Genomic DNA, 21,926 nt, shown 5'->3' with positions numbered 1-21,926 from the left:
GTGGTGTGCCCGTACTCGGTCGTTCTCGTTTGGTACGTGCCTATGACGGAGACCCTGCCATGGTTGGTTCCACGTTGTCCTCGCTTGTTCCCAAGTAGTTGCTTGCGCTAATGCTCGGATCGGGAACCGATCATCCGAAGGTGGATGAGCGCCTGCGCGAAACTCGTGGAAAAGCCCGCGAAACCGAGCCGTACCAGGGGTTTTACCCGCAGCTTGTGTCTACTGTGCACAGCCGTCAGTCGCCGCGGATCATGATTCGCGCTTGCGAAAAGTCCTCGTCCTCGTCACCCGATCGGGGTGGTTTCGGCGGACGAGGTGGTCTCGGCGGAACCAATTCGTTCGCGCTCGGGAATTCGGGGACCGGATTTCCAGTCGCGAATCGGAACCGGCGGGCCGCTTCGAGCAACGCGGGCGGAGTCGGCTTGGTCGCGGAACCCGCGAGACGGCGCTTCCCGAACTCCTTGATCAGTTCCTTGTTCTCGGCGCGATGACGTTCGCGCTGGGCGCGCGCGGTACCCCCGACGCGTCGCGCGTAGGTGATGGCGTTCTCCGCCGCCCTGGTGAGATCGGAACCGGTGTGCTCGTTCATCAGCCGATCTCCAGCGTCCGGACGACCTGCTCGCAGGCGGCCTGGATCCGCGGCCGCACCGAGTCGGTCGCGTACTGGCAGGCGACGTGGACGCGGCGCATGCCCTGCGCGGCGACGTACCAGTCGAGCCGCGCGGCCGCCTTGGTCTCCTGGTAGTAGATGACGGTCTTGCCGCCGAACGACTTCTCCGCGGCGAACCCGCTGTGGCTGGAGCTCTTCTCGACCTTGCCGCGCAGCTCGTCGACGAGTGCCTGGCGGTTCGCGGTGGCGTCGTAGGTCATCTGGTATTCCTGCACGGACACCAGATCGTCCCCGGTCTGCAGATCGCCCGGCCGCAGCACGACCTGACGGTCCGAGACGTTGTCGGTCGTCTGCACCCAGTCGGCAGGCGCGTAGAAGCGGTAGTCGTACGCCGCGTACTGCTTGCCTTCCTCGCCGCCGTTCAAGACGACGAGCAAGGTCGCGACGGCCGCCACCACCAGCAGCACCACTCCCCCGAGCACCCACGGCAGCTTGCGCTTGGGCTTGGGCTTGGGCTTCGCGGGCTGGTTCCAGTTGCCGGACGGCTGCCGCACCGGCGGCGCCTGCTGCGGCATCGGGCGCGGCGGCGCCTGCACCTGGCTGTACGCGGGCTGAGGCGCGGGCGGATAGGGCCGGCGGGGTTCGCCAGGCCGGACGATCTCGGTGCGCTCGTCGATCTGACGCGGGCCGCTCGGCCCGCCGGAAACGGCGGAACCCGGCAGCGCGCCGGTGCGGTCCGGGTCGATCAGCACGGCACGCAGCGCACCGCGGGCGACGACCGTCTCCGGCTGGTCGAGCGTGGTGGGCACGACGCCGGTGCGTTCGTGCACCAGGCGCGAGATCATCGGGATCCGGCTGGACCCGCCGACCAGGAAGATCGCGCTGAGCTGCGGCGGACGCAGGCCGGCGTCGTCGATGGCCGCGCGGGTGAGCTCGACGGCGCGGCCCAGCGGCGAGGCGATCAGCCGTTCCAGGTCTTCCCTGGTCACGTGCGCGTCGGCGAACGGCGGCGGCATCGGCACGTCGGTGTACGCGTGCCGGGACAGCGTCTCCTTGGCGCCGCGGACGTCCTGGCGCAGCACCCGGCGACGTCGCCGGTCGGCCATCTCGCGGCCTTCGACGAGCTGGCGCCACGCCTGTGGATCGGTCGCCGACACCAGCGAGCCGACATGTTCGAGCAGCGCCTGGTCGATGTCGGCGCCACCGAAGCTGGGGTCGCCGCGGGTCGCCAGCACCTGGAACCCGCCACGCCTGCCACCAGGCCCGGCGGCGGGCGCTCGGCGCACGACGCTGACGTCGACCGTGCCGCCGCCGAGGTCGAGCACCGCGATCGCCTGGCCCGGCTGACCGCTGAACTCGACGGTCCGCTCGGACTGGAGATCCGACGGCGCGAACGTCGCGGCGTGGAACACGGCCGCCGCGACCGGCTCCGGCACCAGCGCGACCTCGTTCGCGAGCCTGCCCGCGGCTTGGCGCAGCAGCCTGGTCCGGATCGCACCCCAGTCCGCCGGGTGGGTCAGCACCAGCAGGTTGACGTCCGCGCCGCCCGCGAGCACCTTGGCCTCGGTCACCGCGCGGCGCAGCACCGCGTGCACCACGTCGGTGACCAGCAGCACCGAATCGCCGAGCAGCAGCTCGCCCTCGTCGATCCGGCGCTTCGGGTTCGGCTCGTACCGCGAGGGGTCGACGGCGGCCTGCCGCTCGGCCTCCTGGCCGACGAACAGCGTGCCGTCCGCGGCGGCGAACACCGCGGACGACATCAACGGCTGCCCGTCGATCACCACGACCTGGGGATCACGCCCATTGACCGAAGCGACAACGCAGGTGCTCGACGTCCCGAAGTCGACAGCGACCCTCAACGTCACAAGCCGCTCCCCTTAGTTGTCGGTCTCATTGCCTCATTCAGGCGCGATCCACGACACCTGCATGAGCTGCTTGCCGAACTTACGGCTGTGGATGAAACCACGGCCAGGCGGCATGGGTCCGGGCTTGGTGTTGCCGATCAGCATGCCTTCGTCGCGGGAGCCGTTCATGACCATGCCCGGCGCCGCGATCTCCTTGAGCTTGCCGAGGACCGGGTCGAACATCGCGCGGGCCGCGCCACCGGTGCGGCGGACGGCGATGATGTGCAGACCCACGTCCTTCGCCTGCGCCAGGAAGTCGGCGACCGGCTTGAGCGGGTTGGTCGTGGAGGTGACCACCAGGTCGTAGTCGTCGACGACGACGAACAGGTCGGGACCCTTCCACCAGGACCGGGTCTTGAGCTGTTCCTGCGTGACGTCCGGGCCGGGCAGCCGCTTCTTCATCGAGTTCGCGACGTCCTTCATCATCGCGTCGAGCTGCGCGGCCTGCACCGCGTAGCCGAGCAGCTGCTCGCCCTCGATGAAGCCGAGCATGGTGCGCCGGAAGTCCACCAGGATGATGACGGCTTCCTTCGGCGTGTACCGCTCGGTGATGCCGCGGACGATCTGGCGCAACAGGTTCGTCTTGCCGGACTCGCCGTCGGCGAACGCGTAGAAGTGCGGGTCCTGGTCGAAGTCGAGGTACACCGGGGCGAGCTCGTCCTCGTTGACACCGATCGGGACCAGACGCGAATCGCGGCGCTTGTCGATCGCGAGGACTTCTTCGTAGGTGATCTGCTCCGGCAGCAGGCGGACCTGCGGCGCGGGGCGGCCACGCCAGGCGCCGCTGATCTTCGCGACCGCGTCGGCGACACCGGCGCCGACGTCCTCGGCGTCGCTGGACCCGTCGATCCGGGGCAGCGCGGTGAGCATGTGCAGCTTATCCCTGGTCAGACCGCGGCCGGGACGACCGGCAGGCACGTTGACCGCGACGCGGCGGTCGATGTCCGACTCGCTCGGGTCACCGAGGCGCAGCTCGAACCGGGTGCCGAGCATGTCCTTGATCGCCGGGCGGATGTCCGCCCAGCGGTTCGCGGCGATCATCACGTGCACACCGAAGGTCAGCCCCTGGGTGGCGAGCTTGGTGATCTGCTGCTCGAGCTCCTCGAAGTCCTCGCGCAGTGCCTTCCAGCCGTCGACCACGAGGAACGCGTCGCCGAACGGGTCGGTCTCGGGCGGGATCTCGCCGCGGCGCTTGCGGTTGCGGAACTCGGCCATCGAGTCGATGCCCAGCGCGCCGAACCGGCCTTCGCGCTCGGTCAGCAGCGTGGTCAGCTCGGCCACGATGCGGCGGGCCTTGTCCGGCTCGCGCCTGGCCACCGCGACGCCACCGACGTGCGGCAGGCCCTGCAGACCGGCGAGCGTGCCACCACCGAGGTCGACACAGTAGAACTGCACTTCTTCGGGGGTGTGCGTGAGCGCCATCGACATGATCAGCGTGCGGAGCATGGTCGACTTGCCCGACTGCGGGCCGCCGACGAGCACGCCGTGCCCGGTGGCGCCGGAGAAGTCGGCCCACAGCGGGTCACGCCGCTGCTCGTACGGCCGGTCGACGATGCCGAGCGGGATCTGCAGCCTGCCGTTGCCGAAGAAGCCGACCGGCGAAAGACCGCGGTCTTCGGTCGGGTTCAGGTTGGGCAGCAAGGTGTCCAGCGAACTGGGCTCCTTGAGCGGCGGCAGCCACACCTCGTGCGCCGGCGGGCCCTGGCCGACCAGGCGCGAGACGATGACGTCGAGCTCGCTCGGCTCGACGGCCTCCTCCGACTCCTTCTGCGGCGCGGCGACCTCTTCGATGATCGGCTCCGGCTCCTTGGGGAGCTCGATGAAGTCGGGCACGAACAGCTGTGGGCGCTTGTCGGCGCGGACCACGGCCGAACCCGGCGTGGAGACCTTGATGCCGGACGGGCGGTACGGGCCGGAGACGTACGAGGCCTTGAACCGCACCAGCGACGAGGTGTCGAACTTGAGGTACCCGCCACCGGGGACCGACGGCAGCTCGAACGCGTCGGGCACGCCGATCGCCGCGCGGGACTCCGCCGCGGAGAACGTCTTGAGGCCGATCCGGTAGGAAAGGTGCGAGTCGAGACCACGCAGCTTGCCCTCTTCGAGCCGCTGCGACGCGAGCAGCATGTGCATCTGGAGCGACCGGCCCAGCCGTCCGATGGCGACGAACAGGTCGATGAAGTCGGGCTTCGCGGCCAGCAGCTCGGAGAACTCGTCACAGACGATGAACAGCGCGGGCAGCGGATCGAGGTCGGCGCCGTTCTCGCGGGCCTTCTCGTACTCCCAGACGTTCTTGAAGTTACCGCCGTTCTTCAGCGCTTCCTGACGGCGGTTCATCTCACCGGCGAGCGCGTCCTTCATGCGGTCGACCAGCGTGACCTCGTCCGCGAGGTTGGTGATGACCGCGGACACGTGCGGCGCGGAGTCCAGGCCGAGGAACGTCGCACCACCCTTGAAGTCGACGAGCACGAAGTTGAGCGTGCTCGACGAGTGCGTGGCCAGCATGCCCAGCACCAGCGTGCGGAGGAACTCCGACTTACCGGAACCGGTCGCGCCGATGCACAGGCCGTGCGGGCCCATGCCCTCCGCGGCGGCTTCCTTGATGTCCAGCTCGACCGGCTGGCCGTACTCGCCGACGCCGAACGGGACGCGGTAGCGGTCGCGGATCGGCCTCGGCCGCCACGCCTGCTGCACGTCGAAGGTCATCGGGTCGCCGGGGATGCCGAGCAGTTCGAGCAGCGACGGGTTGGACAGCAGCGGCTCGTCCTCGTTGGCCTCGGCACCGGCGCCGGAACCGACCCGGTACGGCGAGATGCGGCGGGCGAGCGCCTCCATCTCGACCAGGCTGAGCGTGTCCGGCCTGCCAAACCATTCGACGCCGCCGGCGCTGCGCGCGCCGAGGCGTTCCGGCTCGACGACCAGGCGAAGGCCACGGCGGGCGGCGAGGTTGCCGGTGGAGTCGGAGAGGTCGATCAGTGTGACGCCGACGAGGCCCTCTTCGAGGATGATCTGCTCTTCGCGGGTGACCTCGGCGTCGTCGATGATGATCACGACGTGCGGCTGGTCCGGCGCGGGCGTGGCGTTGCGCGAGAAGCGCTGGCGGTCACGCAGTTCTTCGTCGAGCCAGTTTTCGATCTGGGCCAGCGAACCGGCCATCATCCGCAACTGGCCGATGCCGTCCGACAGCGTGGGGTGCTGGACGTGGGGCAGCCACTTCGCCCACTCCCACTCCTCCTTCGCGCGGCCCGCGGTGGCGACGGCGATCAGCACGTCGTCCGCGGAGTGGAAGGTGACCAGCTGGGCGAGCATCGCCCGGGTCAGGCCGCGCACGAGCTGGCGCTCGCCGGACATGCTGACCGCGGCGAACCCGCGCAGGGTGATCTGGGTGGGCAGGTCGGGCACGATCGAGTGCGCGCGGACGAACCGGCGCAGCGCGAGGGTGGCGATCGGCTCCAGCTCGTCGACCGGGCCGGTCTGCGGCGGGACGAGCCTGGTGGCGAGCCGGTGCGAGCTGCGGCCGACGCGCAGGTGGAGGAAGTCCTGGTCGTTGCCGCGGCGTTCCCACATCCGGCGGCTGGTGGCGAGCGACCACAGCATCTGCGGGTCGGGGTGCACCCACTCGAGCGCGGCACGCTGGTCGACCATCGCCTCACGGGCACGGTCACGCATCTGACCGAGGTAGCGCAGGTAGTCCTTGCGGTCCTCGTTCATCTCGGCCTTTTTGGCGCCACCGCCCTTGCCGCCACCGCCAGCCATCATGCCGACGGTGCCCATGACCATCATGCCGCCCATCATGAGCATCATCGGGCTGCGTCCACCGAGGGTGAACATCACCACCATCATGCCGACGGAAGCGACGATCATCACCACCGGCAGCATCTTCATGACGACGCTTCCGGGGATCGTCCGGGGCACCTCGGGCGGCGGCTCCAGGTGCACCTCGCCACCGGGTGGGCGTGGCGCGGCCAGCCGCGGCGACCGCTTGAACTGCAGCGTGCTCACCGAAAGAACCCCTCTTCAACTCGGCGATGTCCCAGGCCCGGCCAGCAGCGCTGCCACGGGTGAACCACACGGTAGCGAACCACCGGCGCCGGTACGGTCAAGACCGCCCAACCCGGTCGGGTTGGCGCGAACCGGCACCACGGCGGTGGCCGGTGCGCTAATACTAGGACCGCACACCGACAGAATTGGGCCGTTCGGCCGAACCAGGGCGTTATCCCACGGCGGCCCGCCCCGGCGGGTACCTTCTTGACCGGCGAAGGCAAGATGCAGCTGCGGGGACCTGTCGGTGACCGCGAGCGTTCACTCCAGGCAGGGGGCTAGCAGTGGCAACGGGCACGACTGTTTTCAGCAGGGTGACGGTGGTCGCACCACGCACCCGGATCGACGTGGCACTGCCCGCCGACGTCGCGGTGGCCGACCTGCTGCCGATGCTGCTGGAAATGGCCAAGGAGGCCACCGCCGACGGTGGCGCCAGGCACGGTGGCTGGGCGCTGGCCAAGCTCGGCGACGCCCCGCTCGACCCGGCGCGCACGCTCGCGTCGCTCGGCGTCATCGACGGCGAGCTGCTGCAGCTGCGCAAGCGCAACGAGAACCCGCCGCCCCCGCTCTACGACGACGTCGTCGACGCGATCGCCGAGTCCTCGCCGGACAGTTTCCGGCCGTGGACAAAGGAAACCGCGCAGCGCTTCGGGCACATCGCGGGCGGCGTCGGCCTGTTCGCCGCCGCGCTGGCGTTGTTCTTCGGTGGTTCGCTCTTCGGCGGCAACGCGTTGATCTCCGCGATCGCGGGTGGTGTCGCCGCGATCGCCTGCGTCGCCATCGGCGCGACGCTCGCGAAGGCTTACGACGCGGAGTCGACCGGCGTGCTGATCGCCGCGGCGGGCGGCCTGCCGATGGCCTTCGTCAGCGGCTTCTACATCGTGCCCGGCCTGTCCATGCGCGCGAACCTGCTGCTGGGCTCGACCTTGGTGGTCATCGTGGCCGCCGTCTGCATCATGATCATCGGGCGCGGCGTGACCACGTTCATCGCCGCCGCCACCGCCGCGGGCTTCGGCGCGGCCGCGTTCCTCTTCGCGACGCTGGTCGCGCACCCAGCGGCCGGTATCGCCGCAGGCACCACCGCGATCGCGCTGGCCTGCATCTCGATCCTGCCGCGCGCGACCATCTGGCTCGCGAAGCTGCCGCTGCCGCACGTGCCGAGCACCGCCGAGGAACTCAAGGAAGACTCCGGCTTCCCCGACTTCCGGTCGATCGAGCAGAAGACGATCGTCGCGCACAACTACATGACCGGCCTGCTGATCGGCTGCGGCATCGCGACCGCGCTGTCCGCCGTCATCGCGGCCACCTCGCCGAGCGTCTTCGGCTTCATCCTCGGCGTCGTCGCGACGCTGGTCCTGTTGCTGCGCGCCAGGTCGTACGCCAACGGCAGCCAGGCCATCGCGCTGCTGACCACCGGCATGATCTCCGGCGCGGGCATCCTGTTCGGCTGGATGTGGGCGCAGAGCCCGATGGGCCGCCTGCTGTGGGTGTTCGGCGTGCTGGTGATCGTCGCCGCCGCTTCGCTCGTGGTCGGCGTCGTGTTCCCGAACCAGCGGTTCTCGCCGCCGCTGCGGCGCACGGTCGAGATCATCGAGGCCATCTGCATCGCCACGGTCGTCCCCCTCGCGCTCGGCGTGATGGATCTCTACGCGACGCTGCGGCACATCAACTTCAAGTGAGTGTTGGCATGAACTGGGGAAAGCGCACGGCCAGCCTGCTGCTCGCGGCGGGGATCGGGGTGCTGAGCCCGGTGGGCTCGCTGCCCGCATGGGCACAGGAGTCGACCACACCATCACCGACTCCGTCACCGAGCCAGAGCGACGATCGTCCGTCCTGGGCTCCGCCGCCGGTTTCGGTGCAGCAGCCCGAGGACCAAATCAAGCCACCGTACCCGTACGAGCAGGGGAACAAATGCGTCTCGAGTAACCTCAGCGTGAACGTCGACCTTCCGAACAAGCCGTGGGGCCAGCAGTATCTGCAGATCGAAGAGCTTCAAAAGATCGTTCAGGCGAACAAAAAGGCGCAGCCGGGCGAGGGGCTCAAAGTCGCGGTCATCGACACCGGCGTCCGTCCGCACCCGTACTTCCAAGACCGCGTCGAAGGCGGTGGTGACTACGTCATCCCCGACGAGAAGGGCTTGAAAGACTGCGACGGTCACGGCACCGAAGTCGCGGGCATCATCGCTGCGAATCCGAAGAACACCGGCATCGGGTTCATCGGGGTGGCACCGTACGCAAGGATCGTTTCGATCAGGCAGTCGAGCCAGAACTACAGGAAGAAGGACCAGACCTCATCAGCGGCTTCATCGTCGTCGGAGGCGCCTGGCGGTGGCGAGTCGAAGTCGGAGACGCCGAGTAACGAAAACTCCGGCGACGACACCGGTGGCCAGTCGTTCCACGGCGATACCCAGCCGAACCAGAAGAACACCGGTCGCCAGCAAGAGGAAGAGGGCTCGGCCGGCACGCTGACGAGCTTGGCACAGGCCGTGGTGCATGCCGCGAACATCTCGGGTGTCAGGGTGATGAACCTGTCGGTCGACAACTGTCGTTCGTCGCTGCTTCCGATGAATCCCGGCGAAAAGCTGCTGCAGGCCGCGGTGAAATACGCCGTGGAGGTCAAGGACGTCGTCGTGGTGGCCGCCGCCGGGAACACCAGCGACAGCTGCAAGCAGAACGACCAGCCGAACCCGGACAAGCCGACGTCGATTGTCTCACCGCCGTGGTTCTCCGACCACGTGCTCTCGGTCGGCGCAATCCACAAGGACGGCAGCGTGGCTCCGTTCAGCGTCTTCGGCCCCTGGGTCACGGTCGCCGCGCCCGGCACGGAGATCATCTCGCTGGATCCGGCACCGGAGTCGAGTGGACTGGCGAACCTGACCATCGAGGGCGGCAACGAGCCATCCCAGATCCAGGGCACGAGCTTCGCGGCACCCTACGTCGCGGGAGTGGCGACGCTCGTCCGTCAGATGTACCCGGAGTTGAAGGCGCGCGACGTGATCAAGCGGATCACCGAGACCGCGCAGCACCCCGCCTCCCCCGGTGGCCGTGACAACTTCGTCGGTTACGGCGTGATCAACCCGATGGCGGCGCTGACGTCGACCCTGCCGTCGGAGCGCGGCCTGAAAGCACCGGTCCCGGTCCGTTTCCCCGCCGACCTGCCGCCCGCCAACGACGCGAATTGGAAGCCGATGGTGGTGGCGCTGGCTGGCACCGGCGGCGGCCTGGTCGCGCTGCTGATCACGTTGTTCGTGGTGCACACGGTCCGGCGCAACCGCACCGAAAGTCCTGATCCCGCCAAGAACCTGCGATAAAGCCCGCTTTACTCCCGGGAGTAAAGCGGGCTTTATCACGCGGGGTAAAGCCCGCTTTATCCCCGTTTTCAGGCCTTGGGGTCCTTGGGTGTGTCGGTTTTCTTGGCGGGCGGGGGTTTTTCGGTCTCGCCGATGACCGGCGGGACCACCTGCTCGGGCTCGCCGAAGAGCTCGGCGGGCTTGGTTTGCTGACGCTGCTTGGTCTTGTGCGTTTGACCGCCGCCGGCGCCCGCACCCATGCCGCCCATCATCGGCGGCATCATCATGCCCATGCCGCCGCCGACGACCGCGCCGGCCGCGATGCCTGCCGCCGGTGCGACGCCGTCATCGGCATCGTGATTCTGTTGCTGCTGCTGGGAATCCGCCGACGAAGCCGTGGTGGCCTCGGCTTCAGCCGCGGCCGCGTCGATGACGTCGTGCAGCTTGAAGCGCTTCTCCGGATAACGGTGTGAGATCTCGATGGTCCGCGTGGCCGCGTCAGGGCCGTCTACGCCGTCACAGAAGCGCCCAAAGGCCTCTAGAACGTCCCTGGCAGCCTCGTAAAGCGCCTTGGCGGACTCCTGCGCCTCGACCAGCTGAGCGCGTGCCCGCTTGTCTCCGCCGACCGGCAGCATGGCCGTCTCGGAGGTCAGCTCGGCGGTGTCCACCAGCAGGTCGTTCAGCTCGTCGGCGATCTGCTTGACCGCGCCCGCGACGTCGTCGAGCGCGGTCGCCATCGCGTTCATCGCGTCCTCGACGTCGGTGCCCGCGATGTTGATCTGCTCGATGTAGACGACGAACGCGTCGGCGTCCTTGCCGGACCAGGCCGCGTCGAGCTTGCCGAGATCCGAAGCGAGCTCGTCGGACACCTGGCCTGCCGCGGTGGCGGCCGCGCGCCACTTCGCCGCTTCGGCGCCGAGCTGCTCCCACTTGCCGACGACCGGGTCCAGGTAGTCCTTGACCGGATCGTTCACGCCGAGCTGCTCGGCGAGCATGCTCAGGTATTCGAGGCCGAGCGTCGCCGTCATCGGTTCACCCGCGCGATCATCTCGGCGGCTTCCTCGTCGCCGTCACTGTGCTTGGCGACGACCTGGTGCAGCGCCTCGCCTGCCGACTTCAGCGCCTCGGAACCCGCGATCAGCTGACCGCGCAACGCTTCCGAGGCACGCGCGTACGACTCACCGAGCCCGATCTCGGTGCCCAGGCCGCCGAACGCCTCCGGCGCGACGTCCTCGGCGCCGAGCGGCTCGGCGGCCGCACGCAGTTCGGCGGCGTTGTCGTCGACCTTCTTCGCGTAGTCGACGATCACGTCCCCGCTGACATTGATCCCAGCCACTTGCAGTCCTCCGCTCGTCCCCGATCCGACGGCGGCCACCCGCCGCCGGTTCCGGTTTTACTTGCCGGGCGGCGGGGCGGCTGCCGAGGACGGGCGCGCGGTCGGGTAGTTCTTGGCCGCCTTGTCGATCGGCACCGAGTCGTAGGTGGCGAGCACGTCCTGGGTGTTCAGCGACGCACCGACCGGCAGCAGCGCGAGTATCGAGTCCGGCGCGGGCTGGAGGTTGTCGAGGCCGAGTCCTTCGGCGGTCTTCACGTCCGGCACGCCGTAGCGCAGGCCGCGGTCGGACACGAGCTGAATGTTGCCCCGGTCGAACTGCTCCTTGGAGACCACCGAGCGAACCGCCGCCGCGAAACCTGGCTTCATGTAGAAGCGGTTGACCAGGCCACGGTCCGGGCTGGGCGTGCCCAGCTGGATCGAGTCGGCCTTCGGCGCCGGGAGCTTGTTGTCCACGAAGACCGAGGTGTGCACGTCGCGGCCGTTGCCATCGCCCTTGATGCTCCAGCCGAGGCAGGCGACCTCGGACTGCTTGGCCGGGTCCAGCACGGCGACCTTGGTCTGCGGGTAGTCCTGGACCTGCAGCGCGCCGGGGTCTCCCGCCTTGAGCTGCGGGACGTTCTGCAGCTTGCCGAGGCCGAGGTCCTGGATGGTGTTGCCGTTGATCGAGCCGCGGATGATGTCGGCGACGACCGGCGAGATGTGCTGGATGCCGGTCTTGGTGACCACCCAGAAGTCTTTCGGCCCGCTGGCGGGCGAGGTCGAGAAGACGCCACCGACCTTGAGGTTGTTCATCTCGAACGGAGGCGCGGTGTCGGTGCCCTCGATGGCGGGCTTGGTGAGCATCGGCACCTCGGGGATCGCGTTCAGCATCCCCTCCGAGATGAAACGAGGCGTCGTGTTGACCAAATCGAGAGCGGTGTTCACCGGCCCGCTGTTCTTCGCGTCGATCTCGGCGCGCACCGTATTCGCGTTCCGCTGATTCGCGTTGTCGAGCAGCCGGTAAACGAGATACGTCTTGCCGGTCGCGCTCTTTGCGAGCAAGGCCTCATTGTTAGCCAGCTCACGGCCCAATTTCGGGACACCCGCGTAAACGGACGTCTCGTTTATCCCGCTGAGGTCGCCGGGAAGTGAACGGTCGATGCCGATTTCGTCGCAGACCGCCCAGTCGTTGGAAATCCGCTGCGACGCGCTGGGGAGCAGCTGCGGGCCGTCCGGGATGCCGGTCAGCCGCCCGCGAGGCACGTCACGCAGCTGATCGTCGGAGACGACCGTCGCCGGCGACGGCTTGCCGCCGCTCGCACCGCCCTGTGCCATCAGCAGCAATCGCGCGGACGCCATGTTGAACGTGGGGTAGAGCTTCTTGGGATTCCCCATGACCACGTACACGGTGCCGGACTGCTCACCGATGACGATCTTGCCGGCCTCCGGCACCGCGGGCGCCGGGCTCAGCAGGCCCCAGACCACGAAACCGATCATGCCGATCATGCCCAGAAAGAAGCCGACGATCGTGGCACGGGAATGCGTGCGCATCGGGTCGTTCAGCATCACGGCGTCCCGGCGGACCAGCGCGGACTGCATACGTCGCAGAACGAACTGATAAGCCTGGACTTGAGACTTCGTCGTGGGTGTTGATGGCATTCTCGACCTACAGCTCTCCCAGTCGCGGTACGGTTCCGCAGGATAGCCGTACGGGGACCGTCTGGTGTGGGGTTTCTACCAACTCAAGCTAGGGTCGGGCACCCCGGGACCGGCTTTCCGGTACCAGTCAGCACGAGGGGAAGAGAACGAGCGGATGTCCGTCAACACTCCTCCGCGTCCGCCAGGGCCGCCGGGCCCGCCGCCGCAAGGACGGCCCCCCATGCCGCCACCGCGGCCGGGCAGACCAGGCGGACCAGGGGGTCCCGGCGCGCCGCTCGGTGGCCCTCCGCTCAAGCAGGGCGGCCCAGGCGGGCCGCCGCCCGGTCCTCCGCGCGGCCCCGGTGGGCCCGGCGGTCCGGGTGGCCCTGGTGGCCCAGGCGGTCCGGGAGGGCCCGGTGGACCTGGTGGACCCCCGCCCGGTGGTCCCGGCGGGCCGCCGCCGTCCGGTCAGCAGCCGCCGACTCCCCCGCCCGCGCCAGCCGTGCACGTGGCGCCGCCGACGCGGCGCCGTAGCGGGCACACGAGCCTCGGCCCGCTGCCGGTGGCGAACCTCGTCGTGCTCGAGGTCGGCTTCGCGATCGGGCTGATCCTGCTGGCGATCGACATGGACCTGAAGTACGTCAGCATCGGCATCGTCGCCGTCGCGCTGGTGATCGGCTTCCTGCGGTTCGGCGGCGGCTGGTTCACCCAAAGGATTGGACTTACCGCTCGCTACACCTTCCGGTCACACGACCGGGTGGCGAACCCGTTGCCGCCGAGCTCGCTCGAGAGCATCGCGGCCGAGGACGCCACGGTCACCGGGCCGGACGACGCGCGGGTGAACCTGCTGCGCCTCACGGTGCCGGACCTGGTCGTGGCGCACAGCGTCGACCACGAGCGGCAGCAGGTCGGCCTGGCGTGGAACGACGGGACGTGGACCGCCGTCCTGCTCGTCGAGCCGGCGCCCGCGCTGATCACCCAGGCCGGTGGCGCGCCGAGCCTGCCGCTGGCCGCGCTCGCGCCGTGCCTCGAAGACCGCGGTGTGGTGCTCGATTCCATCCAGACGATCTGGCACTGCTACCCGGGCAGCGCGGCGCTTCCGTCGGACTCGCCCGCGCTCAGCTCGTACATGGAAGTGCTCGGCCCGCTGCCCGCGGCGGCCAGGCGCACCACCTGGGTGGCGATCCGGCTCGACCCGCGCCGGTGCGCCGCGGCCGTGCGTGAACGTGGCGGCGGCACGGTCGGCGCGCACCGTGCGCTGATCGGCGCGCTGTCCCGCGTCCGCAACGCGCTGGAGTCGCAAGGGGTGCCGACGCGTCCGCTCGACCCCGACGAGCTGCTGCGCGCCAGCATCTCGGCCGCCGAGCTCACCGCCGTCGCCGGTTCGCCGCAGAAGGTCAGCCTGAACGAGAGCTGGACCGGCCTCACCGCGGCGGGCATCGGGCACGCGAGCTACGCGATCTCGAACTGGCCAAAGGGAAAGATCACCAACAGCCTCAACGCGCTGACCAGCGTGCGTGCGTTGTCGGCGACGGTCGCGATGTCGATCTCGCCTGCTTCGGACGACGGCAAGGTCGGCCTGCGCGGCGTCGTGCGGCTCAGCGCGCGCAACCCGCGTGAGCTCGACGAGGCTGACCAGCGGCTGCGTGGCATCTCCGACCGGCTCGGCGTCTCGCTGACGCCGCTGCGCGGCCTGCAGATCGCCGGCTTCAACGCGACGCTGCCGATCGGAGGAACGGCATGAGTTCACGACTTCGCGACGCGGGCGGCGCCGCCGGCGTCGCACCCGAGTTCACGGTCGACCCGGCGATGCTCGACGCGATCAGCCCGTCCGGCGACCGCGGCGGCATCGTCCTGGGCTCCGGCCTCAAGGGCGAGCCGCTGACGATCTCGGCGCTGCGGTCGACCCCGACCCGCATCGTCCTGGTCGGCGGGCTCTACCTCGCCCGCCAGGTCGCGATGCGCGCGATGGCCGTCGGCGCCTGGGTCGTCGTGGCCACCGGCCGTCCCGCCGCCTGGCAGGTGCTCCAGAAGGCCGCAGGCACACAGCAGCCAGGACGCCCGCCGCTCGTGCAGATCCGGCGGTTGTCCCCGGTCGACCTGCCGCGCCCGTCCGAGGACGCGCCGCTGCTCGTGGTCACCGACGGCGGTCCGACCCCGCAGGACCTGTTCCCGCCGCGGTCGCCGTGGCAGACCACGATCTACGTCCTGCCCTACCTGCACCCGCAGGCGGGCGCGACCGCGAACGCGGCCGACCTGGTGCTGATGCAGCGTCTCCCCGCCGGTCAGGCCGAACTGGCCGCGCGCCTGTGGCGCCTGCCGCCGCAGATGATGCGTCAGCTGACCACGCTGAAGGACGACCAGGTCATCGCGCTCGGCCTGAACCTGTGGCGGCCACTTCGCCTGGTCACGACCGGCAAGGAGCAGCAGATACTGGGCCCGGTGCGGCGGGGCGACTGACCCCGGCCTGGGAAAAAATCCCAATGCGGCATTGGTCAGTTTTCAGCTTCCCAATGTGGCTTTCGTCAGCTCTGAGCTGACGAAAGCCACATTGGGATTTTTTTAGCTGGATCAGGGCTGGGGTGAGCGGGTGGCCCTGGTCTGGGAGGCGCGCAGGGCGAGTTCGGCGTCGGCCGGGTAGTCGACGGCTTCGAGTGTCAGGCCGTGTGCCGGGGCAACCGCGGAGTCGCGGGTGCGGCTGGCGAGTACGGCCTCGGGCCAGTCGACGGGGCGGCGGCCGTCGCCGACCATGAGCAGGGCGCCGACCAGGCTGCGGACCATCGAGTGGCAGAAGGCGTCGGCGGAGACGTGGACTTGGAGCGCGTGGGGGCCGGTGCGGGTCCACTCGAGGCGCTGGAGTTCGCGGATGGTCGTGCCGACCTCGCGGGCTTTGCAGTAGGCGGCGAAGTCTTGCAGGCCAAGCAAAGAAGCCGCCGCCTCGTTCATGCGTTCCACGGACAGCGGGCGGTTCCAGGCGAGCGTGTGGTTGCGCCGCAACGGATCCACGCCCCAGGGAGCGTCTGAGACGCGGTAACGGTAGTGCCTGCGCACGGCCGAGAAGCGAGCGTCGAAGCCCTCAGGAGCGACCTGGGCGGCCAGTACGCGTACGTCGCCGGGCAGGTAGCGGTTCCAGCGGAAGCACATGCGCTCCAGGTCGGGGATGCCGCGCGAGTCGACCTCGATGCGGCCGCGCTGACCCGGCACCACGTCGAAGTGGATGACCTGGCCGGACGCGTGCACGCCGGCGTCCGTCCGGCCGGCGACGACCACCGGCCGTGGCACGGAAAGGCCGGGCGGCTGCTTCGAAAGCGCGTCTTCGACGAGGCCTTGGACCGTGCGCAGGCCAGGCTGACGCGCCCAGCCCGCGAAGTCCGTGCCGTCGTAGGCGATGTCCAGGCGAATACGAACGAGCCCGCCCTCCCCGGAGGGAGAAGCGGGCTCGTCCGGCGTGCTTGCAGCCAATTAGTCCTTCTTGGCTTCTTCGGTCTCGGCGGCCTCGTCAGCGGCCGGAGCCTCTTCGGTGGCGGCCTCAACGACCTCAGGCGTCTCGGCAGTGTCCTCGGCGGGAGTCTCGACGACCTCAGCGGCCTTCGGGGCGTCCTTCGCGAACTTGGTGCCGCGGGCCTTCTCGGCCTCCGAGGTGACCGTCTTCTCCTGGACCAGTTCGATGACCGCCATGGGGGCGTTGTCGCCCTTGCGCGGCATCGTCTTGGTGATACGGGTGTAGCCACCCGCACGCTCGGCGAAGTGCGGGCCGATCTCGGCGACCAGCTTGTGCACGACCGTCTTGTCGCGGACGACGCGCATGATCTGACGGCGGTTGTGCAGGTCGCCCCGCTTCGCCTTCGTGATCAGCTTCTCGGCCAGCGGACGCACCCGCCGGGCCTTGGCCTCGGTCGTGGTGATCTTGCCGTGCTCGAACAGCTGCGTGGCCAGGTTGGCCAGGATCAGCCGCTCGTGGGCGGACGACCCGCCGAGACGGGCGCCTTTGGTGGGCGTGGGCATCGGTTCTCCTAGTTCAGTACAGCCAAAGACCTACCCGGCCTACAGCTGCTCCGTCTCTGCGTAGTCCTGGCCATCGTCGTGGCCGTTGTCGGAAATGCCGTCCGTGAGACCGTCGACGCCCTCGGACCAGCCTTCTCCGTCGTAGCTGGCCGCGGCCGCGGTCGGGTCGAACCCGGGCGGGCTGTCCTTGAGCGCGAGGCCGAGGCCGACGAGCTTGAGCTTGACCTCGTCGATCGACTTCGCACCGAAGTTGCGGATGTCGAGCAGGTCGGCCTCGCTGCGCGAGACCAGTTCGCCGACGGTGTGGATGCCTTCGCGCTTGAGGCAGTTGTACGACCGGACGGTGAGGTCCAGGTCCTCGATCGGCATCGCGTAGGCCGCGATGGTGTCCGCCTCCTGCGGGGAGGGGCCGATCTCGATGCCTTCGGCGTCGACGTTCAGCTCGCGGGCGAGACCGAACAGCTCCACCAGCGTCTTACCGGCCGACGCGACCGCGTCGCGCGGCGTGATCGACGGCTTGCTCTCGACGTCCAGGATCAGCTTGTCGAAGTCGGTGCGCTGCTCGACACGAGTGGCCTCGACCTTGTACGTCACCTTCAGCACCGGCGAGTAGATCGAGTCGACCGGGATCCGGCCGATCTCGGCGCCTGCCTGCTTGTTCTGCAGCGCCGGAACGTAACCGCGGCCGCGCTCGACGACGAGCTCGATCTCGAGCTTGCCCTTGCCGTTCAGCGACGCGATGTGCAGATCCGGGTTGTGCACGGTGACACCGGCCGGGGGCACGATGTCGGCAGCGGTGACCTCACCGGGGCCCTGCTTGCGCAGGTACATGGTGACCGGCTCGTCCTCTTCCGAGGACACGACGAGCTCCTTGAGGTTCAGGATGATGTCGGTGACGTCTTCCTTCACCCCGGGAACGGTGGTGAACTCGTGCAGCACGCCGTCGATGCGGATGCTCGTGACCGCCGCGCCCGGAATGGACGACAGCAGCGTGCGCCGCAGCGAGTTGCCGAGGGTGTAACCGAAGCCGGGCTCCAGCGGTTCGATGGTGAACCGGGAACGGGTCTCGTTGACCGTCTCTTCTGCGAGAGCCGGTCGCTGCGAAATCAGCATTGCTTCCTATTTCCTTTCCAAACGGCGACCGCCATATGACGCCGAAAGGGATGGCGAAGCGGCGGCGCACTGTGGGCGCCGCCGCCCGTATCCGGCCGGGGCCGGATTACTTCGAGTAGAGCTCGACGATCAGCTGTTCCTGAACCGGAACGTCGATCTGCGCGCGCTCCGGCAGCTGGTGGACCAGCACACGGAGGTTGGCCGAGACGACCTGCAGCCACGCCGGGATGGGGCGCTCGCCGAAGGACTCCTTGGCCGCGACGAAGGGCAGCATCGCGAACGACTTCGGCCGCACGTCGATGATGTCCCACTTGGTGACCTGGTACGAAGGCACGTTGACCTTCACGCCGTTGACCAGGAAGTGGCCGTGGCTCACCAGCTGACGCGCCTGACGGCGGGTGCGGGCGATGCCGGCGCGGTAGATCACGTTGTCGAGGCGGGCCTCGAGGATCTGCAGCAGGTTCTCACCGGTCTTGCCAGGACGCCGGACGGCTTCCTTGTAGTACCGGACGAACTGACGCTCGAGCACGCCGTAGGTGTAGCGAGCCTTCTGCTTCTCCTGGAGCTGCAGCAGGTACTCAGACTCCTTGATCCGGCCACGGCCGTGCTGGCCGGGCGGGTAAGGACGACGCTCGAACGCCTGGTCGCCACCCACAAGGTCAACCTTGAGGCGACGGGAAATACGCGTAGCGGGGCCTGTGTAACGAGCCATTTCTTCTTACTCCTCCCCGTTCCTCAGACCCGGCGCCGCTTGGGCGGGCGGCAGCCGTTGTGAGGCTGCGGGGTCACGTCCTGGATGGTGCCGACCTCGAGGCCGGCTGCCTGCAGCGAACGGATCGCGGTCTCGCGGCCGGAGCCGGGACCCTTCACGAACACGTCGACCTTCTTCATGCCGTGCTCCGCGGCCTTGCGGGCGGCGTTCTCGGCGGCCATCTGCGCGGCGAACGGGGTGGACTTACGCGAGCCCTTGAAGCCCACGTGACCACTCGACGCCCACGCGATCACGGCACCGGTCGGGTCCGTGATCGAGACGATGGTGTTGTTGAAGGTGCTCTTGATGTGCGCGTGACCGTGCGCGATGTTCTTCTTTTCCTTGCGCCGGACCTTCTTGGTCCCAGCGCCGGAACGAGTCTTCGGTGGCATTTTCTGGGTGATCTCCTGTTAGCGCGCGTTCTCTTGGTGAGCGGCCTGTGCTTCGCGCTGACCGTTGCGGATGACAGATCCCGCGTCGGTGTACAGCTGGCGAAGGGCCATCGGGCGGGCATAGAGCGCCTTGGGTGAAACGCAAGCCGTGCTGCGGCGGCGAGAGCCACCCATGTGCACGACCTTCTTCCCCTGGACGCTCACTTCTTGCCAGCCTTCTTCTTGCCGGCGACCGTCTTCTTCGGACCCTTACGGGTACGGGCGTTGGTCTTCGTGCGCTGACCACGGACGGGAAGTCCGCGACGCCAGCGAAGGCCCTCGTAGCACCCGATCTCGATCTTCCGACGGATGTCGGCGTTCACCTCGCGGCGAAGGTCACCCTCTACCTTGAAGTTCTCTTCGATGTGAACCCCGAGCTTGCGGAGGTCCTCATCGCTGAGGTCTTTGACGCGGGTGTCCGCGTTGAGTTCCGCAGCCGCGATGAGCTGCTTGGAACGGGTACGGCCGATGCCGTAGATGTAGGTCAGCGCGATCTCCAACCGCTTTTCGCGGGGGAGGTCTACGCCAGCGAGTCGTGCCATTGGCGCTGGTGCTCCTTCTCGATTCGTCTCTTCAGGTCTGCTCCCCGTCCGGTCCCAGGGCCGACTCGCTATGTCGTCCGCCCGCTTGCGCGGTCGGTGCCCTGGCCCCGGCCTGAAGTCCGGGGGTGAAGCCGGGCCGTACGTGACGGTCCGGCAGGTGCGGGGAGGTTTGTGTAGCCGTCAATCCACTCTGTTACGAGTGCGGGTTGATCAGCCCTGCCGCTGCTTGTGCCGCAGGTTTTCGCAGATCACCATGATCCGGCCGTGACGGCGGATCACCTTGCACTTGTCGCAGATCTTCTTGACGCTCGGCTGAACCTTCACGTCTCCTGCTCTCCTGCTTGTGCTCTACTCTTCGTGATCACTTGTAGCGGTAGACAATGCGACCACGCGTTAGGTCGTAGGGCGAAAGCTCTACGACGACCCTGTCCTCCGGAAGGATGCGGATGTAGTGCTGCCGCATCTTGCCGCTGATGTGAGCGAGGACCTTGTGGCCGTTTTCCAACTCGACGCGGAACATCGCGTTGGGAAGCGGCTCGACTACGCGGCCTTCGACCTCGATGGCCCCGTCTTTCTTGCCCATATCCTCCGCATTTCCTGTCGCTACACTGTGTGACTACTTCGAGCTTCGAGTGCTTGGCTTCGGCACACTCCACCCCGGGTCCAATGTGCGTGAGAATTCACGAGCGCGCTGGAACGAGGCGACACGAGTCTGCCGACTTGATAGTGTACGCAACTCGTGTCGCAGCTTCCCAGCGGGGTCCGCCTGTGCTAGGCCCGCACGCAAGCGCACAGTGAGAACTACTCGCCAAGACCGTCCAGCACCGCGCGAAGACCTTTGATCAGGTCGCCGAGATTGTTGGTCGCCGTCGTGTAGAGGATCTCGAGATCGATCGACCAGTACCCGTGCACGATCCGATTGCGCGTGTCGGCAGGCCTGCGCCAAGCCACCTCGGGATGATCGGATTTCAGCTCAGCCGACACCTTCCCCGAAGCCTCACCCAGAACGGTGAAGTTCCACAGCAGCGCATCGCGACGCTGCCGATCACGTTCGAGTTCATCGAGGGTGATACCGGCGATCAGGGACCGCGCTTGTTCCGCGGCATCGATCATCTCGGTGATGAACAGGCGATCACGCCGCATAGACCGGCTTCGCTTCGGCCAGCACGTCGTCACGCAAGAGCGGATGCAGGGCCCGTCGCGAGACCAGATCAACCGGCCGCCCGAAGAACTTGGCGAGTTCGTCGGCCAAGTCTTCGATCTCCCAGCCGAGCTGCACACCCGGTGCCAGGCTGTAGATCAGGTCGATGTCACTCGAAGGCGTGTCTTCGTTCCGGGCCACGGATCCGAACACCGAAAGCCTGTCGACGCCGTACCTCAGGCATATCTCCCGGAGCATGGCATGGTCGATGTGCTCGAAGCTCATGCGTCACACTCCTTCCGGCTCAATACTAAGAGGAATTCTACTCTTAGTACGGAAGCGCGTCAGGAACCTTCGGGGGCCGTGAGGACCCAGGGACCGTCTTCGGTGATCGCGACCGTGTGCTCCCAGTGGGCCGCGCGCGAGCCGTCGACCGTGACGACCGTCCAGCCGTCGTCGAGTTCGCGGGTTTCGCCGCCGCCGCCGGTGAGCATCGGCTCGATCGCCAGTGCCATGCCGACCTTGAGGCGGGGGCCCTTGCCCGGCTTGCCGACGTTCGGGAGGAACGGGTCCATGTGCATCTGGCGGCCGATGCCGTGGCCGCCGTACTCGAGGATCATCCCGTACTCGATGCCGTCGGCCTCGCCGACCTTTTCGGCGGCGGCCTGGATGGCGTGGGAGATGTCGGTGAGCCGGCCACCCGGGGTGACCGCTTCGACGCCGGCCCACATCGCGGCCTGGGTGGCCGCGGACAGCGCCAGGTCGGCGTCGGAAACCGCGCCGATCGCGAGGGTGACCGCGGAGTCGCCGTGCCAGCCGTCGAGTATCGCGCCGCAGTCGACCGAGATGAGGTCGCCGTCGGCGAGCACCTGGGCCTTGGACGGGATGCCGTGGACGATCTGCTCGTTGACCGAGGCGCAGATGGACGCGGGGAAACCGTGGTAGCCCTTGAAGGACGGCACGGCGCCGGCGTCACGGATGGTCTGCTCGGCGATCTCGTCGAGCTCGGCCGTGCTGACACCGGGCTTGGCGGCCTCGGTGACCAGCGCGAGGGTGCGCGCGACGACGAGTCCCGCCGCGCGCATCGCCTCGAGTTCGCCGTGGGTCTTGACCTCGATCATGCGCCCACGACGGAAAAACTGCAGA

The 21,926-nt window shown here is 68.3% G+C and carries 22 protein-coding genes; 4 read left to right on the top strand and 18 right to left on the bottom strand.

Annotation, left to right across the window (positions count from 1 at the left end; translation table 11 throughout):
• Positions 1-235: 235 nt before the first annotated feature.
• Genes AB5J62_RS02525 through eccCa form a run of 3 tightly spaced genes read right to left on the bottom strand, consistent with a single transcriptional unit; the run spans position 236 to position 6,516 of the window.
• On the bottom strand, positions 236-589 hold the full coding sequence (locus tag AB5J62_RS02525; RefSeq protein ID WP_370946460.1) for a hypothetical protein: 354 nt from the start codon (positions 587-589) through the stop codon (positions 236-238).
• On the bottom strand, positions 589-2,475 hold the full coding sequence (locus AB5J62_RS02520) for a type VII secretion-associated protein (protein WP_370946459.1): 1,887 nt from the start codon (positions 2,473-2,475) through the stop codon (positions 589-591). The genes AB5J62_RS02525 and AB5J62_RS02520 overlap by 1 nt, the downstream gene beginning before the upstream one ends.
• A 33-nt stretch (positions 2,476-2,508) precedes the next feature.
• Complete coding sequence (eccCa, locus tag AB5J62_RS02515; RefSeq protein WP_370946458.1) at positions 2,509-6,516, bottom strand: type VII secretion protein EccCa; 4,008 nt, start codon at positions 6,514-6,516, stop codon at positions 2,509-2,511.
• A 353-nt stretch (positions 6,517-6,869) separates the two neighbouring features.
• Between eccCa and eccD the strand changes: the two genes are divergently transcribed.
• Both eccD and AB5J62_RS02505 read left to right on the top strand, forming a co-directional pair.
• Positions 6,870-8,234, top strand: coding sequence for a type VII secretion integral membrane protein EccD (eccD, locus tag AB5J62_RS02510; RefSeq protein WP_370946457.1), 1,365 nt, complete (start codon positions 6,870-6,872; stop codon positions 8,232-8,234).
• A gap of 8 nt (positions 8,235-8,242) precedes the next feature.
• Positions 8,243-9,865 carry a S8 family serine peptidase gene (locus AB5J62_RS02505; RefSeq protein ID WP_370946456.1) on the top strand — a complete coding sequence of 541 codons (1,623 nt, stop codon included), beginning with the start codon at positions 8,243-8,245 and terminating at the stop codon, positions 9,863-9,865.
• Between the two features lie 68 nt (positions 9,866-9,933).
• Here AB5J62_RS02505 and AB5J62_RS02500 read toward each other — a convergent pair whose 3' ends face one another.
• Genes AB5J62_RS02500 through eccB form a run of 3 tightly spaced genes read right to left on the bottom strand, consistent with a single transcriptional unit; the run spans position 9,934 to position 12,818 of the window.
• The gene (locus tag AB5J62_RS02500) at positions 9,934-10,872 is read right to left on the bottom strand and encodes a WXG100 family type VII secretion target (RefSeq protein ID WP_370946455.1); all 939 of its coding nucleotides are present in this window, start codon (positions 10,870-10,872) and stop codon (positions 9,934-9,936) included.
• A complete protein-coding gene (locus AB5J62_RS02495) occupies positions 10,869-11,180 on the bottom strand; it encodes a hypothetical protein (protein WP_370946454.1) in 312 nt (103 codons plus the stop codon). Before AB5J62_RS02495 ends, AB5J62_RS02500 begins: the two co-directional genes overlap by 4 nt.
• A 57-nt stretch (positions 11,181-11,237) precedes the next feature.
• The gene (gene eccB / locus AB5J62_RS02490) at positions 11,238-12,818 is read right to left on the bottom strand and encodes a type VII secretion protein EccB (protein WP_370946453.1); all 1,581 of its coding nucleotides are present in this window, start codon (positions 12,816-12,818) and stop codon (positions 11,238-11,240) included.
• A gap of 541 nt (positions 12,819-13,359) precedes the next feature.
• Between eccB and eccE the strand changes: the two genes are divergently transcribed.
• Both eccE and AB5J62_RS02480 read left to right on the top strand, forming a co-directional pair.
• Positions 13,360-14,541: a type VII secretion protein EccE gene (gene eccE, locus AB5J62_RS02485; RefSeq protein ID WP_370950153.1), complete on the top strand. Its 1,182-nt coding sequence runs from the start codon at positions 13,360-13,362 to the stop codon at positions 14,539-14,541.
• Complete coding sequence (locus AB5J62_RS02480) at positions 14,538-15,257, top strand: hypothetical protein (RefSeq protein ID WP_091293661.1); 720 nt, start codon at positions 14,538-14,540, stop codon at positions 15,255-15,257. The genes eccE and AB5J62_RS02480 overlap by 4 nt, the downstream gene beginning before the upstream one ends.
• Before the next feature lie 111 nt (positions 15,258-15,368).
• Here AB5J62_RS02480 and truA read toward each other — a convergent pair whose 3' ends face one another.
• The 12 genes from truA to map all read right to left on the bottom strand — a co-directional run bounded on the left by truA (position 15,369) and on the right by map (position 21,901).
• Positions 15,369-16,193 (bottom strand): tRNA pseudouridine(38-40) synthase TruA, encoded by an 825-nt coding sequence (gene truA / locus AB5J62_RS02475; RefSeq protein ID WP_370950152.1) that lies wholly within the window; start codon positions 16,191-16,193, stop codon positions 15,369-15,371.
• Positions 16,194-16,259: 66 nt separating this feature from the next.
• On the bottom strand, positions 16,260-16,802 hold the full coding sequence (gene rplQ, locus AB5J62_RS02470; RefSeq protein ID WP_370946452.1) for a 50S ribosomal protein L17: 543 nt from the start codon (positions 16,800-16,802) through the stop codon (positions 16,260-16,262).
• A gap of 39 nt (positions 16,803-16,841) precedes the next feature.
• Positions 16,842-17,915 carry a DNA-directed RNA polymerase subunit alpha gene (locus AB5J62_RS02465; protein WP_370946451.1) on the bottom strand — a complete coding sequence of 358 codons (1,074 nt, stop codon included), beginning with the start codon at positions 17,913-17,915 and terminating at the stop codon, positions 16,842-16,844.
• 106 nt (positions 17,916-18,021) lie between these two features.
• The gene (rpsD, locus tag AB5J62_RS02460) at positions 18,022-18,627 is read right to left on the bottom strand and encodes a 30S ribosomal protein S4 (protein WP_370946450.1); all 606 of its coding nucleotides are present in this window, start codon (positions 18,625-18,627) and stop codon (positions 18,022-18,024) included.
• Between the two features lie 23 nt (positions 18,628-18,650).
• The gene (gene rpsK, locus AB5J62_RS02455) at positions 18,651-19,058 is read right to left on the bottom strand and encodes a 30S ribosomal protein S11 (RefSeq protein ID WP_091293653.1); all 408 of its coding nucleotides are present in this window, start codon (positions 19,056-19,058) and stop codon (positions 18,651-18,653) included.
• An 18-nt stretch (positions 19,059-19,076) separates the two neighbouring features.
• Positions 19,077-19,262: a hypothetical protein gene (locus AB5J62_RS02450; protein ID WP_370946449.1), complete on the bottom strand. Its 186-nt coding sequence runs from the start codon at positions 19,260-19,262 to the stop codon at positions 19,077-19,079.
• Positions 19,259-19,639 (bottom strand): 30S ribosomal protein S13, encoded by a 381-nt coding sequence (gene rpsM, locus AB5J62_RS02445; RefSeq protein WP_091293650.1) that lies wholly within the window; start codon positions 19,637-19,639, stop codon positions 19,259-19,261. Before rpsM ends, AB5J62_RS02450 begins: the two co-directional genes overlap by 4 nt.
• Before the next feature lie 210 nt (positions 19,640-19,849).
• A complete protein-coding gene (rpmJ, locus tag AB5J62_RS02440; protein ID WP_004558882.1) occupies positions 19,850-19,963 on the bottom strand; it encodes a 50S ribosomal protein L36 in 114 nt (37 codons plus the stop codon).
• A gap of 37 nt (positions 19,964-20,000) precedes the next feature.
• Positions 20,001-20,222 carry a translation initiation factor IF-1 gene (gene infA / locus AB5J62_RS02435; protein ID WP_033384191.1) on the bottom strand — a complete coding sequence of 74 codons (222 nt, stop codon included), beginning with the start codon at positions 20,220-20,222 and terminating at the stop codon, positions 20,001-20,003.
• A 218-nt stretch (positions 20,223-20,440) separates the two neighbouring features.
• Positions 20,441-20,752 (bottom strand): DUF86 domain-containing protein, encoded by a 312-nt coding sequence (locus AB5J62_RS02430; RefSeq protein WP_370946448.1) that lies wholly within the window; start codon positions 20,750-20,752, stop codon positions 20,441-20,443.
• 19 nt (positions 20,753-20,771) lie between these two features.
• Positions 20,772-21,065: a nucleotidyltransferase family protein gene (locus AB5J62_RS02425; RefSeq protein ID WP_370946447.1), complete on the bottom strand. Its 294-nt coding sequence runs from the start codon at positions 21,063-21,065 to the stop codon at positions 20,772-20,774.
• A gap of 59 nt (positions 21,066-21,124) precedes the next feature.
• Positions 21,125-21,901, bottom strand: a complete 777-nt coding sequence (gene map / locus AB5J62_RS02420) for a type I methionyl aminopeptidase (RefSeq protein ID WP_370946446.1) — start codon at positions 21,899-21,901, stop codon at positions 21,125-21,127.
• Positions 21,902-21,926 lie beyond the last annotated feature (25 nt).

Source organism: Amycolatopsis sp. cg5, assembly GCF_041346955.1.
In the GTDB taxonomy this organism is placed as follows: Bacteria; Actinomycetota; Actinomycetes; order Mycobacteriales; family Pseudonocardiaceae; genus Amycolatopsis.
This window is presented reverse-complemented; position numbering and strand designations above follow the sequence as displayed.

Coding starts and splice junctions, on each gene's coding strand:
- AB5J62_RS02430 (WP_370946448.1), bottom strand. CDS start 20,752: ATGATCGATGCCGCGGAACAAGCGCGGTCCCTGATCGCCGGTATCACC.
- rpsK (WP_091293653.1), bottom strand. CDS start 19,058: ATGCCACCGAAGACTCGTTCCGGCGCTGGGACCAAGAAGGTCCGGCGC.
- rpsM (WP_091293650.1), bottom strand. CDS start 19,639: ATGGCACGACTCGCTGGCGTAGACCTCCCCCGCGAAAAGCGGTTGGAG.
- rpsD (WP_370946450.1), bottom strand. CDS start 18,627: ATGGCTCGTTACACAGGCCCCGCTACGCGTATTTCCCGTCGCCTCAAG.
- eccB (WP_370946453.1), bottom strand. CDS start 12,818: ATGCCATCAACACCCACGACGAAGTCTCAAGTCCAGGCTTATCAGTTC.
- infA (WP_033384191.1), bottom strand. CDS start 20,222: ATGGGCAAGAAAGACGGGGCCATCGAGGTCGAAGGCCGCGTAGTCGAG.
- AB5J62_RS02525 (WP_370946460.1), bottom strand. CDS start 589: ATGAACGAGCACACCGGTTCCGATCTCACCAGGGCGGCGGAGAACGCC.
- AB5J62_RS02480 (WP_091293661.1), top strand. CDS start 14,538: ATGAGTTCACGACTTCGCGACGCGGGCGGCGCCGCCGGCGTCGCACCC.
- AB5J62_RS02500 (WP_370946455.1), bottom strand. CDS start 10,872: ATGACGGCGACGCTCGGCCTCGAATACCTGAGCATGCTCGCCGAGCAG.
- AB5J62_RS02505 (WP_370946456.1), top strand. CDS start 8,243: ATGAACTGGGGAAAGCGCACGGCCAGCCTGCTGCTCGCGGCGGGGATC.
- AB5J62_RS02465 (WP_370946451.1), bottom strand. CDS start 17,915: ATGCTGATTTCGCAGCGACCGGCTCTCGCAGAAGAGACGGTCAACGAG.
- rplQ (WP_370946452.1), bottom strand. CDS start 16,802: ATGCCCACGCCCACCAAAGGCGCCCGTCTCGGCGGGTCGTCCGCCCAC.
- map (WP_370946446.1), bottom strand. CDS start 21,901: ATGATCGAGGTCAAGACCCACGGCGAACTCGAGGCGATGCGCGCGGCG.
- AB5J62_RS02425 (WP_370946447.1), bottom strand. CDS start 21,065: ATGAGCTTCGAGCACATCGACCATGCCATGCTCCGGGAGATATGCCTG.